This is a genomic window from Pseudoalteromonas sp. H71, assembly GCF_001468485.1.
GTDB lineage: Bacteria > Pseudomonadota > Gammaproteobacteria > Enterobacterales > Alteromonadaceae > Pseudoalteromonas.
In genome coordinates this window covers 412,418-426,557 of the sequence record NZ_LODI01000001.1, presented here as the reverse complement: position 1 = coordinate 426,557, position 14,140 = coordinate 412,418, and the positions used below count along the sequence as shown (strand labels likewise).

Genomic DNA, 14,140 nt, shown 5'->3' with positions numbered 1-14,140 from the left:
ACACTAATGAATTTTGAAAATTTAGATGTATGGAAACGATCTGCACGTCTCAGTGTAGATATTTACAGGTTTACAGCAGATATAAAAGACTATGGGTTTAGAGATCAATTAACACGCTCAGGCCTTTCAGTACCCAGTAATATCGCAGAAGGTGTGTGTAGAGAAAGTTATAAAGAGAAAAGTAGATTTATAGATATAGCTAGGGCTTCTCTTGCAGAAGCTAGAACGCAGATATACATAGGCACAGAAATAGGTTACCTAAATAAGTCAACAAGCCAACAATGGATAACAGAAACAAAAGAATTAGCTGCCATGTTAACAAGCCTTAAAAATAAGTTTGATAACAGTTAACCTTAGAGTGTTTAGCTATTCATTCTTCGCACTGAAAACTGAAAACTGAAAACTGAAAACTGAAAACTGAAAACTGAAAACTGAAAACTGAAAACTGAAAACTGAAAACTGAAAACTGAAAACTTTTTCAAAGCTCAAACGGCGCTACGCCGACTGCTTTCATTTTGTAACCTACCTGCGCTAATTCGCCTGACCAGGTTTCTGTTGTAATGACACCGGTGACGACAATGGCATCGTAAAGGCTTTCGATTGGTACGCCGCCTTTTATAGTTACATGCACAAGCTGGTTAGGTGGTGGCGGTGGTACATGTATGCAGGCGCCAAAATACGGTACTAGTAAAAACTCGGTGATTACTTCGCTATCGCCCTCGAGTGGTACAACAAAGCCGGGTAAGCTAACCGATTGCCCGTTTAACTCTTTTACTACGGGGGCATCTAAATCGGGTTGTACCCAGTTTTGATCGCTGCCTTCGTGGTTCGCTTGTGCTTGGGTATCAATTTGCACATGACCTTTAGGGATTAGGTCTTCCCAAAAAATTTCTTTAGGTGGATTAGCATTACTTGTAAAGGTGATAATAGCTAAGCTTAATACACATAAGGTATTAAAAGCCGTTTTAAAAAGTGTCATAAAATTCCTGAAAATTATGTTTTTATACTCATGCCGTCGCTGAGTGAGTAAAAATAAGCACGAGTGGCTGGTATTAAACCAATAATAAAACCCGCCGCCATAATAACGCCTATAAGGGTGAGTTCATAGCGTGAAAGCATGGCTATATTTACACTAATGCCGGCATGGCTTTGTAGGTAGTCGGCTCCTAAAAGTAGGGCGCAATAAAATAATGCACACCCAACCACGCATCCTAAAAACGTTGTAAGCAACGACTCCATACTTATAAGTGTAAATACCTGCCAAGGCCTTGCGCCAACCGAACGCAGTATAGCAAGTTCGCGACGGCGTTGATTAAGGTTTGCAAGCAACGTGGTTAGCATACCAAGCAGGCTTACTAGCACAACAACAAATGAGAAAAGTAGCAGTATTTTTTCAACAATGGCGAGCATTTCCCATAAGTCTTTTAGCGTAACGGTTGGCATAATGGCTAATAAGGCCTCTGGCCTATACTGATTGATGTTGCGCCTAATTTGTAGCGTGTATAAAGGCGAATCAAATCCCATTAAAAATGCAGTGATTTGTTTTGGGTGGCCAATTAAGTTGTTATGCTCATCGTGCTCATCGTGCTCATCGTGCTCATCGTGCTCATCGTGCTCATCGTGCTCATCGTGCTCATCGTGCTCATGGTGCTCATGGCTTGCGTTACCGCCATGAATTAAATCAATAGCGGCAAGCGGTATGTGCAGTGTTTTATCAACCGGTGTGCCTGTTGGATTTAAAATACCGACTACTTCAAACGGGTTGTCGTTGTGATGATGAAAGCTGGTATTGCCCATACCATGGGATATTATAATGCTATCGCCCAGTTTGTAGCCTAGTTTTGTAGCTACTTCGCTACCCAATACCACACCGTGAATAGTGCTAAAAGGGTTGCCTGCACTAAAACTCAAAGGTTGTTTTTTAGCAAAGCGGTAATGGGTAAAGTAATCGGGTGATGTGCCTAAAACGGCTTGGCCTTTGTGGCTGTCGCCAAGGCTAATGGGGATGCTCCATTTTACCCCGCGTTGGCTTGTTATGTATTTGTAGCTTTGCCAGCTTACGCCATTATTGGTGTGGCCAATTCTAAATACCGATGAAAGCAGTAATTGAATATCGCCAGTGCGTGCTCCTACAATTAAATCGGTGCCCGAAATAGTATTGCTAAAACTGCTTTTAGCATCAACTCTAATACGTTCAATACTTAGCAATAACATAACGCTAACGGCAATGGTAAACAGCGTTAAAACAACACTTGCACGTCTATTTAATAAGCTTTTAAAGGCCAATTTTGTAAGGATCATAATGCCCCCTGCAAACTGACTAAGTCGATTGAGCGATTAAATAGCGGCTTTAAGTTTTCGTCGTGGCTTACAAATATCAGTGTGCTGTTTGTATTACTCGCTTGTTCAAACAATAAATTAATAAAGCTTTCGCGGTTTTGTGTATCAAGGGCTGAAGTTGGCTCGTCGGCAATTATAATTTCTGGGTTACCAATAAATGCGCGTGCGGCAGCTACACGTTGTTGTTGTCCAATGCTTAGTTCTGCCACATTTTTAGTATGGTATTGCTCGGTTAAACCCAGCGCGTTTAATAGCCGGGTAGCCTCATTACTTAAGGTAGTTGAGTGGCTTAATGCTTTTTGTTGGCGCTTTTTTGAAAATTGGCAGCCCAGTATTACGTTTTCAATAGGTGATAAGTAAGGGAGTAAGTTAAAGTTTTGAAAAATAATACCAATGTGGTCAGCTCTAAATATATCTCGCTGGGTGTTACTTAGGGTATTTAAGGTGTGGTTTAGTAACGTGACATTGCCGCTGGTGGCTGTATTTATACCGGCCAATAAGGCAAGTAGCGTTGATTTACCCGAACCACTTGGGCCATGTAAAAAAACGTGTTGGCCTTTTTCTATATTCAACTTGCTAATAGTTAGCGTGGGCGTTTCATCGTTTTTATGCCATTTAAAAGTAACGTTATTAAGGCTTATCATTGTTTGGTTTACCATTTCCAATAATTAAGATTTTTGCGTGTTTTAAACTGCCTAATAATATTAAACGGCTTAGGTTTTAGTTTATCGTCACTCAGTAAAAACTCATTGGTTGCAGCGACTACTCGCTCACTTGACTTACCGTCTGTGTATGGATGCAGCTGTTGGCAATAGCTTTCTATATTTTGCATCAATGTTTTAGGGTAAGTAAAAGCAAGGTCTAACGCGTCTTCTAGCTTATTTGGATCTGTTACGTTTAGTAAGTGTTTGTCTGGGGCGTTATTACAAAAGGTCACCACCGGCTTGCGTTGCACTATAAACATTAAAAGTACCGATGAGGTATCACATAGCATTACATCGGCCGACTTTAATAAGGGGACTACGTCGTCGGTTTCAATAAACGTTAAATTTTGATTACTCAGCGCTTTGTATTTATTAACAAGTTCAAGCGGCATTTTAGGATGAAACTGCATTAATATGCGCCACTTTCCTGTTTCGCTAAAGTGTTTTATTTGCTCGTAAAGTTTAGGTGCAAGTGATAAACGTTTTGAAAAAGTTGAACAAATTAAAAGTGTAGGGCGCGTGTCGGTTTTACTGGTGTAAGGGGTTTGCAATTCACCGGTAAATAAACGGTCGAGCGTTGGCCAGCCCGTTTCGGTTACTTTAAAATACCCCAGCTTTTTTTGTAAGGCTTTAAATGGCGCTGTGGTATTTGGGCCTTGGGTGCAGTAAAGGTCAAAGCAGCCCCTTGCTTTTAGGTGGTCGTTGTTGCCTTTTTTATCAAGTTTTCCGGCGTCAAAACCATGAAACACACCGACTTTAATACCCGGAAAAAACGTAGGAATTAAATTGGCCGGTGCGAATGTAGCGTCGGGTTTCCAGTTGTGAATATCGTCTATTGAATTAAGGCGTATTTCATCGGGTGTTAAAAAGTTAGGATTTACTGAACTACCTTGTAAAAACCAGCGCACTTGGCCTCCATTCGCTAATATGGCCGCCTGAATAGGTCTCAAAATTGCGTATGAATAATTTTGAGATATATACATTAAGTACTTTTTATTTTTGGTGGTGGTTAGGTAGTTCAAGCTAGCTCCTCGACTCGTTAGCATAGCCAGTTTACCCGATTGTGACAGCCATATAAATATTCTTGGTGAATCTCTTAACCAAAGTTCAGGCTATTTAGTTTTTAGCCCACGATTGAGCTTTGAAGTTGGCTGGATTATCATACCGCACATAACCCCATACCATACTTTGCTCATAGAGCATCCCTAACCCCGGAGATAGCATGACTAGCTATAAAGTTTTAGACGTAAACGATGATTTACCCATTCGAACCAAAGGTGAAGTACACAGTGGTAAAGTCCGTTCAGTTTATTGGCTAACAGACGAAGACAGCGCGCGACTCATCAAAGAAAAAGAGTACAAAGTACCCGCAGGTACCGAGCTGGCTATTATGGTTATTTCAGACCGTATTTCTGCGTTTGATTGTATTTGGCAAGGTGAAAACGGTTTAAATGGCGTGCCAGGTAAGGGTATAGCGCTTAATACGGTTGCATCTTACTGGTTTAGGTTATTTGATGAGGCAGGCCTTGCTGGTAATCATATTGTTGATATTCCACACCCGTATGTATGGATAGTACGTAAAGCAAGCACAGTTAAAGTAGAGGCGATAGCGCGCCAATATATTACCGGTAGTATGTGGCGTGATTACGCTAAAGGGACACGTAACTTTTGCGGTATAGAGTTGCCTGAGGGCTTAAACGCGAACCAAAAATTAGAAAACGTACTAATCACCCCGTCAACTAAAGGTATTATTGAAGGCGTTGCCGATATTCCGCCAGTAGACGATGTAAACATTACCCGCGAAAATATAACTAACAACTTAGATGTGTTTAATTTTAAGTCGGCAGACGACGTAGCTAAATACGAAAAGCTGTTAGTAGAGGGTTTTGGCTTAATTAGTAAAGAGCTTGCCAAGCTTGACCAAATTTTTGTAGACACTAAATTTGAATTTGGTTACGTAGAAGATTTGAACGGTGCACAACAGCTTATTTATATCGACGAAGTAGGTACACCCGATTCGTCGCGCATTTGGGATGGTGCTGCATACCGAGAAGGTAACATTGTTGAAAACTCTAAAGAAGGCTTTCGCCAGCTGTTAATTAATAATGTGCCAGAAAGCGATGTATTACTAAATAAAGATCGCATGGCTGAGCGCGAAAAATTAGCAAAGGAGTATATTTTACCTGAATCAGTTATGCTTGAAGTGTCTAATACTTATGTGGGCATTGCTAGTAAAATTGTTGGTGAGGCAATTACTATTCCTGAGGATCCGCGCCAAGAGGTTATTTCTATTTTAGATGCTGATTATGGCTTAATTGTAAAATAGTCATGATTTAGTATTAAAAACCCCAGTAGCTTATTTTTTATTTTTAGTTACTGGGCTATATTCCTTGCAATTAACCCCTTTAATTAATTACCTTAACCTAACGTTAATAGTTAGGTGGTGTTATGTTTGAACGTGGTTTGCAAAAAATAACTAAAAGTTGCCGTTTTTTAGCCATGGGGTTGTTTTTTGGTTACTTTTCTAACGCCGCTGCACTGGAGTTGGTAATAGAAGATCAGCACGGTAATAAATTAGAAAATACCGTTGTTGAGCTACACTTTAACGCCGAGCAATTAGCTCAACCAAACCTTCCATTGGCCACTATGGACCAAGTTCATAAACAGTTTATGCCTGAACTTTTAATAGTACAAAAAGGGCAACAAGTTGATTTTCCTAACAGCGATAATATTCGCCATCATGTGTATTCTTTCTCGCAAGCTAAGCCTTTTCAGCTAAAGTTATATTCAGGCCAAACCAAAGCACCGATTACTTTTGATAATCAAGGCGTGGTTGTATTAGGGTGTAATATTCACGATTCTATGGTTGGCTATATATATGTGGCAGGTAGTAAGCATGTTTACAAAACAAACAAGCAGGGCAAAGTGACCTTGCCAAATAACCAATTACCAATTGAGTTGAGCGTATGGCACGCTTTGCAAACCGCACCATTGGAGAATAAAAAAATTATTAAATTGAATGCTAAAAATAAACATACCGTTACTGTAAACACATCTACACCCGCACCAAGAAACACTTTTGGCAGCAAATTTAAGGCTGGTAATGACGCATAGTTTAAAAAACCGAATTACCATACTTTGCGTAGGGCTAGTGTTATTAACAACGCTGGTGAGTGTTGCTAGTTTTTGGTGGTCAACAAGTCAGTTTCAAGAACAAAAAGTAGAGCAAGATATAAGTGTTGCGCAAAACGTTTATAAGCAATATTTAACCTCAAAAGAAAGCTTATTGTTAACTGCAGCTAAGGTACTCACCGCCGATTTTGGTTTTAAGCAAGCGGTTGCAACACGCGATGCCGATACAATAAGCAGTGTTTTGTATAACCACAGCCAACGGATAGACGCGCAATTAATGTTGCTTATAGATTTATCGGGTCAGCTAATTTCATCAAATTTAGAGCAGGGAGCCTTTGAAGACGACTTGCGCCCTTTACTCGCAGAGCTATTTAACGCACAAGAGCAATCCACATTTGTAGTGTTAAACAATGAGCTTTACCAGGTTATTTTATTACCTGTAAAAGCTCCAAGAACCATAGCTTACAGTTTAGTGGGCTTTAAAATAGACGACAGTGTTGCAAGCGAGCTTAAAAGCCTAACAGGCATGGACGTTAGTTTTGTAGGCAGTGCCGACAACTTAGTTATTAGCTCGCTAGATGCGCGCCCAACGCCATTTGAACCGGTGAGTTATTTTAACAACACGACCACTACAAGAATATTTGGTGAGTACCCAGTTTACCAAAACCGAGATATTAATTTAGCGTCTTTAGCGACCCATCCCATTATTATTTTGTTAAGTGCCGATTTAACACAAAGCTATAGCGATTTTGAAAAGCTATTTTTTACTCTTATCATTTTGTCTATCTTAACTATGTTTGTGGGTGTTGTTACCAGTAGCTTATTGGCTAACAACTTAACAACGCCGCTTTCTCAGTTGGTTGTGATTGCAAAGCAGTTTGCACAAGGTAATTATAACTTTGAGTTTAAAGATAAAAAGCAAAGCACAGAAATAACGACCTTAGTAACCGCGTTCGACAACATGGGTAACGACATTAACAAGCGTGAACAGCAAATTAGTTTTCAGGCGCGTCACGATGCGTTAACTGGCTTTTATAATCGTTCTGCAATGTTAGAAGTGCTAGACAACGAATTAAGCGAATCCATCCAATATACGCTTGTAGCAATAGACATAAAGGGTTTACGACATATAAACGATAAGCTGGACCCACGTATTGGCGATGAGTGTATAAAAACTGTAGCATGCAGAATTAGTGAGTTTTCGGATGAGTTCGGTGGAATGCATGCGCGTATTGGCGGCGATGAGTTTTTAACGGTATTTCCAAGCACCGCGGTTAGCGAGAAAAAATGTGGAATAGAGGGGTTAATTGCTAGGCTTCAACAGTGTTATACCATTCAAACGTTAAAAATTAACTTACAGTTTAGTACCGGGGTATTGCAGTACCCATCTCAAGGAACCGCCAGTGACGACTTGGTAAGACGAGTACTTATTGCCGTAGAAAATGCGGCAAATAATCAAAATCATATACATTATTACCAAGATGGCGAAGACGAGGCCCATTTAGATCGTTTAATTATGCTTGATGAATTAAAACAAGCGATTAGCGACGACGATGGTCAGTTGTTTATGACATACCAACCTAAGTTGCATATGCAAACCCAAAAAATAGACAAGGTTGAGTCACTTATTCGTTGGCAACGTAAAGATGGTAGCTGGGTTAACCCTGAGTTGTTTATTGATTTAGCTGAGCGTTCAGGGCTTATTGTTGAGCTAACTGCATGGGTAATAAATACCGTTGTTGCGCAAGTTGCCGATTGGAAGTCGAAGGGCATTGAGCTGCAAGCAGCTATAAACGTATCTGCTCAGGATATTGCGTTTCCGGGTTTTCATGCCGCGTTGGTGGCGACGCTTAAAAAGCATAATGTGGATGCAAGGTTAATCACTATTGAATTAACTGAACGCGACATGATAGAAAACGAAGAAAAGGGCATAAAAGCGCTTAAAGATTTAAAGCAAATTGGCGTTAAAATATCGCTTGACGATTACGGGGTAGGGCAAACATCGTTGGGGCGTTTAAAAATGCTGCCTATTGATGAACTTAAGCTCGATAAGTGTTTTATTTTAAAGCTAGATGCGTCGCAAAAAGATCAATTTATAGTGCAATCGTCAATTACGCTGGGGCATCAATTAGGTTTTTCGGTGGTGGCTGAAGGAGTAGAAACCGAAGAGTCGTTAGCTTTACTCAAAACAATGCAATGCGACCATGCGCAAGGTTACTACCTTAGCCGGCCTTTAAAAGCAGAGTTACTAGAACAATGGCTAGAAGAATACTATGTTAAAAATTAGGTTTTTATTTGCCTGTGTTTTATTGCTAATAAGTTTGCCTATTTTTGCAAGCAGCGGGAAATTATTAGCAACACCTGGCGTATCACAAATTGAAGGTAGCGGCGGCGGCGGCATTGTGCCTTGGGCTCAGCTTGCCGGGTATGCGAGCGAAGATGAATTTTCGGTAAATGGTTTTTGTAGTCGAGCCGATGTAAGCGACTACGCATTAAATGTATGTGGTGCGCAATTAAACTTATTTAATCGAGTGGAGCTAAGTTACGCAATTCAGCATTTTGACGTACCTGCGCTTAACACAGAAATAGAGCAATCTATTACCAGTGCAAAAATACGTTTATATGGTGATATTGTTTACAGCCAATGGCCGCAATTAAGTTTAGGTATCCAACATAAGTCGCTAGATGACGGCACCGTAGCCAAACTTGTTGGCGCAGAGGATACAAGCGGTACAGATTATTACTTGGCTGCCAGTAAGCTTCACTTAGGTGCACTTGCAGGTTATAACTGGTTTTGGAACGTAACAACACGCTATAGCGAAGCGAATGAGCTTGGCTTATTAGGCTTTGGTGGTACAAATGCACAGAGCAAGTTTTTATTTGAAGGTAGCACCGCGGTATTTTTAAGTCGCGAATTGGCAGTGGGTATTGAGTATCGTCAAAAGGCAAATAATTTAAACTTGAGCGAGCAGGATTGGAACGATGTTTTTGTTGCCTGGATGCCTAACAAAAACATCAGTGTAACAGCTGCGTATTTAGATTTAGGACGTATTGCAGGCGCAGACGATCAAACGGGTTGGTATTTATCTGTCACAGTGTATTGGTAATGAAGTTAATTGCAGTTGGGATTTTATGTGTTGGTATTTTAATGGGCTGTGCAAATAAAGCTCCACCTACTTTATATTACCAAGTCGGTGGCAACGCCGGCATAGAAAAACTAATTGATAGCTTTATTAATCAAATAGGCAATGACGAACAAGTATTTCACTACTTTGAGCACGCAAATATAGCGCATTTTCGTCAAGGTTTTATTTTACATATGTGCATGCTTACCGATGGCCCGTGTAAATATAGTTATGTAGGTGATTCAATGGTAGACATACACACCGGGATGAACATAACAGAAAAAGATTTTAATCATGTTGTTGATTTATTAGTGAATGCCATGAATGAGCAAAATATTTCTCACCCTATCCAGAATAAAATTTTGTCAAAAACGGCGCCATTAAGAGCCGATATTATTAACATATAGCGGATAAACATTATTTTCTGTTTACCTACAATACAAGCCATTAGTTATGTACAATGGATAATATTGTTACTTTATTGTATATTTTTCATGTTTGTATATTTCGACGTCCAGCATATTTATTATTTACCTCAATATATACCTGTAATTGAAAAATTATCACATAGAGGTCATCAATGCGCATTAGTATTTTATAGATCTCAAGAGAAGCAATTTATAGATATTTGCGAGACATTCGCTGTTGAACATTCAATAAAAGCAATTTGGCTGGAAGATAAATCAAATACATTAGATTTTTATCAGGGTGTTGAATGTGATTGGGTTGTGTTTGGTAATGCATTTTTAGACGTTGATAAGCTCAATAATAAAAGTGTATTAATGCAGCACGGCATAGGTCCAAAAAGCTGCTACTACGATGTATCAAACACAACGACTACTGTTCGCTTTGTTGAAGGTGAGCATCGCTTAAAACGGTTAGAAAACTTATACCCAAATGGTAATTTTGTTGATACTGGCTATGCGAAATTAGATCCAATTATTAATAACTCAGTCGAAAAAATTGATTTGTCTAGGTTGGGTTTAGATGAAAATAAGCCAACACTTTTATATGCCCCCACTTTTTATCCTAGCTCTATTGAGTGTATGAACGATGACTTTCCAGAGTATTTTCCCGATTATAATATCATTATAAAACCGCACTTTTTTAGTTTGTCTAAACCTCGTTATAAAAAACAAAAAAATAAAATCATGCGTTGGCAAAAATATAATAATGTTTATTTAACAAGCGAAAGCGAATTTAACTTAACGCCTTTTTTAGCCATTGCGGACATAATGTTATCAGACGCGTCATCTGCTATATTTGAGTTTGCAGCTCTGGATAAGCCTGTTGTATGGTGTGACTTTTACAAGTTACGATGGAATTATAGAGGCATATTTTCTTATCGTTTTAAGGCACGGCTTGATGAGGACATAAATTATTTTCACAAAATTTGTCAAAGGGCTGAACAATTCAGCGATGTGGTATCTGCAGTTCAATTGTGTGGCTCGGAATCTGAAGAATTCAGATTTAACCGAAAAAAAATTATTGAGCAGCTTGCAGGCAAAATAGATGGCAATTGCGCTGAGCGTATAGTTAATTACTTAGAGAGTTATGAATGAAACGAGTTATTACATTTGGTACCTTTGATATTGTTCATGTCGGCCATATTAATATTTTAGAACGCGCTAAATCTTTAGGTGATTATTTAATTGTTGGCATATCATCAGATGCACTCAATATGCAAAAAAAGGGTAGAGCTCCTGTCTACAGTGAAAGCGATAGGGTTAAAATAATTAGCTCTTTACGCTGTGTTGATGAAATTTTTATAGAGCATTCCCTTGAGCTCAAAGGCGATTATATAAAACAACATGATGCAGATTTGTTAGTTATGGGGGACGATTGGGCTGGTAAATTCGATAACTTTAAGACGTTATGTGACGTAAAATATTTAGCTAGAACACCTTCTATTTCAACCACGGAAATAATTGAAGTAGTTCGTAACCCCTCATAAAAACTTATAAGAGCGATTGTTCAGCACTATTTCGGTTAATGCTCCAAACCTTATAAGCCTCATTATTAAAAGGGTATCAAATCAAAAATCTAATAACTTGCCAACAATTACACAAAAGGCTAAATGACCCTGCTCTAGTTTTGTTTGATGCGGGTATGCTGCGCCCTGGTGTTTTAGGCTCTTATAAGCCTGAAGCTATGCTGCCAAACGCAAAGCGGTTTGACATAAAAAATGAGCTGGCAGATAGATCAAACCCGCTACCAAGTACAATGTGTAATGCACAGCAGTTTACACAGGTTATGCAGCAGTCGGGCGTAAACCACGATTCGTTTATTGTTGTTTATGAAGATCAAGGCTTATTTAGTGCTGCAAGAGCGTGGTGGATGCTAAAAGCCATGGGGCACCACAATGTAAAAGTATTAAGTGGCGGCCTTAAAAAGTGGTTAGCTTGCGGCTATGCAGTTCAGCAAGGTTATAGTGAGGCTTTAATGGGTGGTGATTTTGAAGCAAGTTATAACCCAAGCTACTTTATTGGCAGCCAGCAAGTATTAGCAGCAATAGACGATACCAATACGGTATTGTTAGATGCGCGTGCCTATAAACGCTTTACTGGTCAAGAGACCGAACCTCGAAAAGGTATGCGAAGTGGGCATATACCCCAAAGCCGTTCGTTGCCTTTTTTGGATTTATTATCTGATGGTGAAGCAAAATCTTTTGAGGATATAAAAGCAAAGTTTGCATACGCTGTAGGCAATGTACAGCATCTTCAATTTAGTTGTGGCTCTGGTATTACGGCATGTGTTTTAGCTTTATTTGCTGATGAATGTGGCTACAAAAACTTAAGTGTTTATGACGGCTCTTGGAGTGAATGGGGCGCAAGTGATTCATTGCCGATAACCAAAGATGTATAAGCGAAAATACCATAACGAGCAATTTGTGTAGGCGCCTTGCTTGCTGGCGCGTTTAATTTTATATAGTTACGTTAACAACCTTTTGCGTGAGCAAGCTTCACGCCTAAGTGTGGGTTACTTTAAATGTTTATTACCACCGAGAACATAGAAGAGCTGCGCGCTACACAGAAAAATATACTATTACAAGTCACTTCTCCTGCACTGCTCCTTGTCTTCTCCTGCACTGCTCCTTGTCTTCTCTGTGGTGATAATAATGTTTTATTCACTTTGAAACTTTTTACAGTTTGTATCCATACGGGCAGTTTTTACAGCCATTTTTACAACAGGTTCCTCGCTTTAAAAAAAACCATTTACTAAATACCATGTAGCCATTTTGCATGGTGTAGTCGAGTTCTTCAATTAAGTTATCGTTTCCTCTAAATGCTTTTGCAAACGCAATTTGATCTTTAATTGGTTGGGTATATAGCTCTTCAAGGTAGTGATTAATTTTATTTAGTGTACATGGTTGGCACAAACAGCTTGTTGCAGCTGCGTCTAGAGGTAAAATAGCGGGGAGTTGGTTACACCAACATGCGGTTATATTATTTACATTACAGTTAAGCGCTGTATTACATTGGCTGCAGTTTGTTTGAGTCATTTTAGTTCTTATCAACAGTAGAGCGCCAAGAATAACAAATATTATGAATATACAAAAAGCGTTAGCAGAATTTATTACGTTTTCAGTGCAAAGAGATGATGCAATATCGGTTATTGTATCAACGCCTGCCTATGATCAAGCCCCCTTATATACATTAAAAACAGATGTGTTAGTTGATGTAATCGAACGCTGTTTAAGCGGTGAAATAGACCTAGATGACTTAGAACTTTGGGCTAACGTGATTGAGTCACGAGAAGATGTTGATTGTGCTGAACACGAAGGCGTTATTTATGCGCTAAGCAACAGCGAACAAATGGGCGAGCTTGATCACCAAAAGCTTGAAAAAATACGGGCACTGTTAAAGGACTAAAGTTTAGTTTAGCTTAAAACCGCATTTAAATTAAATGCGGTTTTAGTATTTTTGACAACGTGTTTACTTATGGTATCCCAAGCAGGTTTCTACTTCGTTTTTAGATCCTAAAATAACCGCTACACGCTGGTGGATAGCGTTTGGTTGAATGTCCATAATACGTTCAGATCCTGTTGAGGCAATGCCGCCGGCTTGCTCTACTAGCATAGCCATCGGGTTTGCTTCGTAAAGCAAGCGCAGTTTATTAGGTTTGTTAGGATCTTTTGTATCGGTTGGGTAAGTAAATACACCGCCTCGGCTTAAAACGCGATGAACATCGCCCACCATGGCTGCAATCCAACGCATATTAAAGTTTTTAGCGCGAGGGCCTGTATCGCCTTCTAACAAATCATTTATATAGTTTTGCATAGCGGGTTGCCAATGGCGTTGATTAGACGCATTAATAGCAAACTCGTTAGTATCTGCAGGTATTGTGGCAAAGTCTTCTGTTAGTAAAAAGCTACCTTGGGTTTTATCAAGGGTGAACATACGCGTGCCTTTACCTGTACTGAGTGCCAACATAGTTGATGGGCCGTAAAGTACGTAACCTGCTGCAACCTGTTTATGGCCAGGCTGCATAAAAATACTTTCGTCTGCTGCATCTGAACCTTCAGGCGCTTCCATAATTGAAAATATAGTCCCTACCAGCGAGTTAATATCGGTGTTTGACGAACCATCTAGTGGATCAAATGCCACAATATATTTAGCATCGGGGTTACCTGCAACGGTGTAGTCTTCTTCTTCAGAGGCAATGGCTTTAACGGTGCCCGACTCCAGTAAAATATCTTTTAATAGCTGGTTAGATAATACATCGAGCTTTTTTTGAGTTTCGCCTTGAATGTTTTCATCAAGTGTTGAGCCCAATACGCCAGAAAGCGCACCTTGGCCAACACGAAACGATATTTCTTTACATGCCGCTAAAATAGTT

16 protein-coding genes are annotated in these 14,140 nt (G+C 39.5%); 10 read left to right on the top strand and 6 right to left on the bottom strand.

The window, feature by feature from the left end; genetic code table 11:
* The first annotated feature begins 6 nt into the window (after positions 1-6).
* Positions 7-351, top strand: coding sequence for a four helix bundle protein (locus tag ATS71_RS02030; RefSeq protein WP_058403298.1), 345 nt, complete (start codon positions 7-9; stop codon positions 349-351).
* Positions 352-478: 127 nt separating this feature from the next.
* Here the strand turns inward: ATS71_RS02030 and ATS71_RS02025 are convergent, their stop codons facing one another.
* From ATS71_RS02025 to ATS71_RS02010, 4 genes are read right to left on the bottom strand one after another with little or no spacing between them, the layout of a single operon-like run.
* Positions 479-979, bottom strand: coding sequence for a DUF3299 domain-containing protein (locus tag ATS71_RS02025; protein WP_058403297.1), 501 nt, complete (start codon positions 977-979; stop codon positions 479-481).
* Positions 980-993: 14 nt separating this feature from the next.
* The gene (locus ATS71_RS02020) at positions 994-2,301 is read right to left on the bottom strand and encodes an ABC transporter permease (RefSeq protein ID WP_058403296.1); all 1,308 of its coding nucleotides are present in this window, start codon (positions 2,299-2,301) and stop codon (positions 994-996) included.
* On the bottom strand, positions 2,298-2,984 hold the full coding sequence (locus ATS71_RS02015) for an ABC transporter ATP-binding protein (RefSeq protein WP_058403340.1): 687 nt from the start codon (positions 2,982-2,984) through the stop codon (positions 2,298-2,300). The genes ATS71_RS02020 and ATS71_RS02015 overlap by 4 nt, the downstream gene beginning before the upstream one ends.
* A gap of 8 nt (positions 2,985-2,992) precedes the next feature.
* Positions 2,993-4,066 carry a CDP-glycerol glycerophosphotransferase family protein gene (locus ATS71_RS02010; RefSeq protein ID WP_201020851.1) on the bottom strand — a complete coding sequence of 358 codons (1,074 nt, stop codon included), beginning with the start codon at positions 4,064-4,066 and terminating at the stop codon, positions 2,993-2,995.
* Between the two features lie 200 nt (positions 4,067-4,266).
* Between ATS71_RS02010 and ATS71_RS02005 the strand changes: the two genes are divergently transcribed.
* The 8 genes from ATS71_RS02005 to ATS71_RS01970 all read left to right on the top strand — a co-directional run bounded on the left by ATS71_RS02005 (position 4,267) and on the right by ATS71_RS01970 (position 12,166).
* Complete coding sequence (locus tag ATS71_RS02005; RefSeq protein ID WP_058403295.1) at positions 4,267-5,370, top strand: phosphoribosylaminoimidazolesuccinocarboxamide synthase; 1,104 nt, start codon at positions 4,267-4,269, stop codon at positions 5,368-5,370.
* 122 nt (positions 5,371-5,492) lie between these two features.
* On the top strand, positions 5,493-6,158 hold the full coding sequence (locus ATS71_RS02000) for a methylamine utilization protein (protein WP_058403294.1): 666 nt from the start codon (positions 5,493-5,495) through the stop codon (positions 6,156-6,158).
* Positions 6,148-8,463, top strand: coding sequence for a bifunctional diguanylate cyclase/phosphodiesterase (locus ATS71_RS01995; protein WP_058403293.1), 2,316 nt, complete (start codon positions 6,148-6,150; stop codon positions 8,461-8,463). Before ATS71_RS02000 ends, ATS71_RS01995 begins: the two co-directional genes overlap by 11 nt.
* A complete protein-coding gene (locus ATS71_RS01990) occupies positions 8,450-9,283 on the top strand; it encodes a DUF3034 family protein (RefSeq protein WP_058403292.1) in 834 nt (277 codons plus the stop codon). The genes ATS71_RS01995 and ATS71_RS01990 overlap by 14 nt, the downstream gene beginning before the upstream one ends.
* A complete protein-coding gene (locus tag ATS71_RS01985; RefSeq protein ID WP_058403291.1) occupies positions 9,283-9,708 on the top strand; it encodes a group I truncated hemoglobin in 426 nt (141 codons plus the stop codon). The genes ATS71_RS01990 and ATS71_RS01985 overlap by 1 nt, the downstream gene beginning before the upstream one ends.
* Positions 9,709-9,795: 87 nt before the next feature.
* Entirely contained in the window at positions 9,796-10,863 is a 1,068-nt protein-coding gene (locus tag ATS71_RS01980; protein ID WP_058403290.1) for a CDP-glycerol glycerophosphotransferase family protein, read from the top strand.
* Positions 10,860-11,255, top strand: coding sequence for an adenylyltransferase/cytidyltransferase family protein (locus ATS71_RS01975; RefSeq protein WP_058403289.1), 396 nt, complete (start codon positions 10,860-10,862; stop codon positions 11,253-11,255). Before ATS71_RS01980 ends, ATS71_RS01975 begins: the two co-directional genes overlap by 4 nt.
* Before the next feature lie 80 nt (positions 11,256-11,335).
* Positions 11,336-12,166: a sulfurtransferase gene (locus tag ATS71_RS01970; protein WP_058403288.1), complete on the top strand. Its 831-nt coding sequence runs from the start codon at positions 11,336-11,338 to the stop codon at positions 12,164-12,166.
* Positions 12,167-12,443: 277 nt separating this feature from the next.
* Here ATS71_RS01970 and ATS71_RS01965 read toward each other — a convergent pair whose 3' ends face one another.
* Positions 12,444-12,803, bottom strand: a complete 360-nt coding sequence (locus ATS71_RS01965) for a DUF5522 domain-containing protein (RefSeq protein WP_058403287.1) — start codon at positions 12,801-12,803, stop codon at positions 12,444-12,446.
* 43 nt (positions 12,804-12,846) lie between these two features.
* On the opposite strand from ATS71_RS01965, the gene ATS71_RS01960 reads away from it, so the two are divergent.
* Entirely contained in the window at positions 12,847-13,173 is a 327-nt protein-coding gene (locus tag ATS71_RS01960; RefSeq protein ID WP_058403286.1) for a hypothetical protein, read from the top strand.
* A 63-nt stretch (positions 13,174-13,236) separates the two neighbouring features.
* Here ATS71_RS01960 and ATS71_RS01955 read toward each other — a convergent pair.
* On the bottom strand, positions 13,237-14,140 hold a 904-nt coding region (locus ATS71_RS01955), incomplete at its 5' end, for a class 1 fructose-bisphosphatase (protein ID WP_235591397.1).

Excerpts from the sequence above, each read along its gene's own strand:
- ATS71_RS02030 (WP_058403298.1), top strand. The coding sequence starts at position 7 with ATGAATTTTGAAAATTTAGATGTATGGAAACGATCTGCACGTCTCAGT.
- ATS71_RS02025 (WP_058403297.1), bottom strand. The coding sequence starts at position 979 with ATGACACTTTTTAAAACGGCTTTTAATACCTTATGTGTATTAAGCTTA.
- ATS71_RS02020 (WP_058403296.1), bottom strand. The coding sequence starts at position 2,301 with ATGATCCTTACAAAATTGGCCTTTAAAAGCTTATTAAATAGACGTGCA.
- ATS71_RS02015 (WP_058403340.1), bottom strand. The coding sequence starts at position 2,984 with ATGATAAGCCTTAATAACGTTACTTTTAAATGGCATAAAAACGATGAA.
- ATS71_RS02005 (WP_058403295.1), top strand. The coding sequence starts at position 4,267 with ATGACTAGCTATAAAGTTTTAGACGTAAACGATGATTTACCCATTCGA.
- ATS71_RS02000 (WP_058403294.1), top strand. The coding sequence starts at position 5,493 with ATGTTTGAACGTGGTTTGCAAAAAATAACTAAAAGTTGCCGTTTTTTA.
- ATS71_RS01995 (WP_058403293.1), top strand. The coding sequence starts at position 6,148 with ATGACGCATAGTTTAAAAAACCGAATTACCATACTTTGCGTAGGGCTA.
- ATS71_RS01990 (WP_058403292.1), top strand. The coding sequence starts at position 8,450 with ATGTTAAAAATTAGGTTTTTATTTGCCTGTGTTTTATTGCTAATAAGT.
- ATS71_RS01985 (WP_058403291.1), top strand. The coding sequence starts at position 9,283 with ATGAAGTTAATTGCAGTTGGGATTTTATGTGTTGGTATTTTAATGGGC.
- ATS71_RS01980 (WP_058403290.1), top strand. The coding sequence starts at position 9,796 with ATGTTTGTATATTTCGACGTCCAGCATATTTATTATTTACCTCAATAT.
- ATS71_RS01975 (WP_058403289.1), top strand. The coding sequence starts at position 10,860 with ATGAAACGAGTTATTACATTTGGTACCTTTGATATTGTTCATGTCGGC.
- ATS71_RS01965 (WP_058403287.1), bottom strand. The coding sequence starts at position 12,803 with ATGACTCAAACAAACTGCAGCCAATGTAATACAGCGCTTAACTGTAAT.
- ATS71_RS01960 (WP_058403286.1), top strand. The coding sequence starts at position 12,847 with ATGAATATACAAAAAGCGTTAGCAGAATTTATTACGTTTTCAGTGCAA.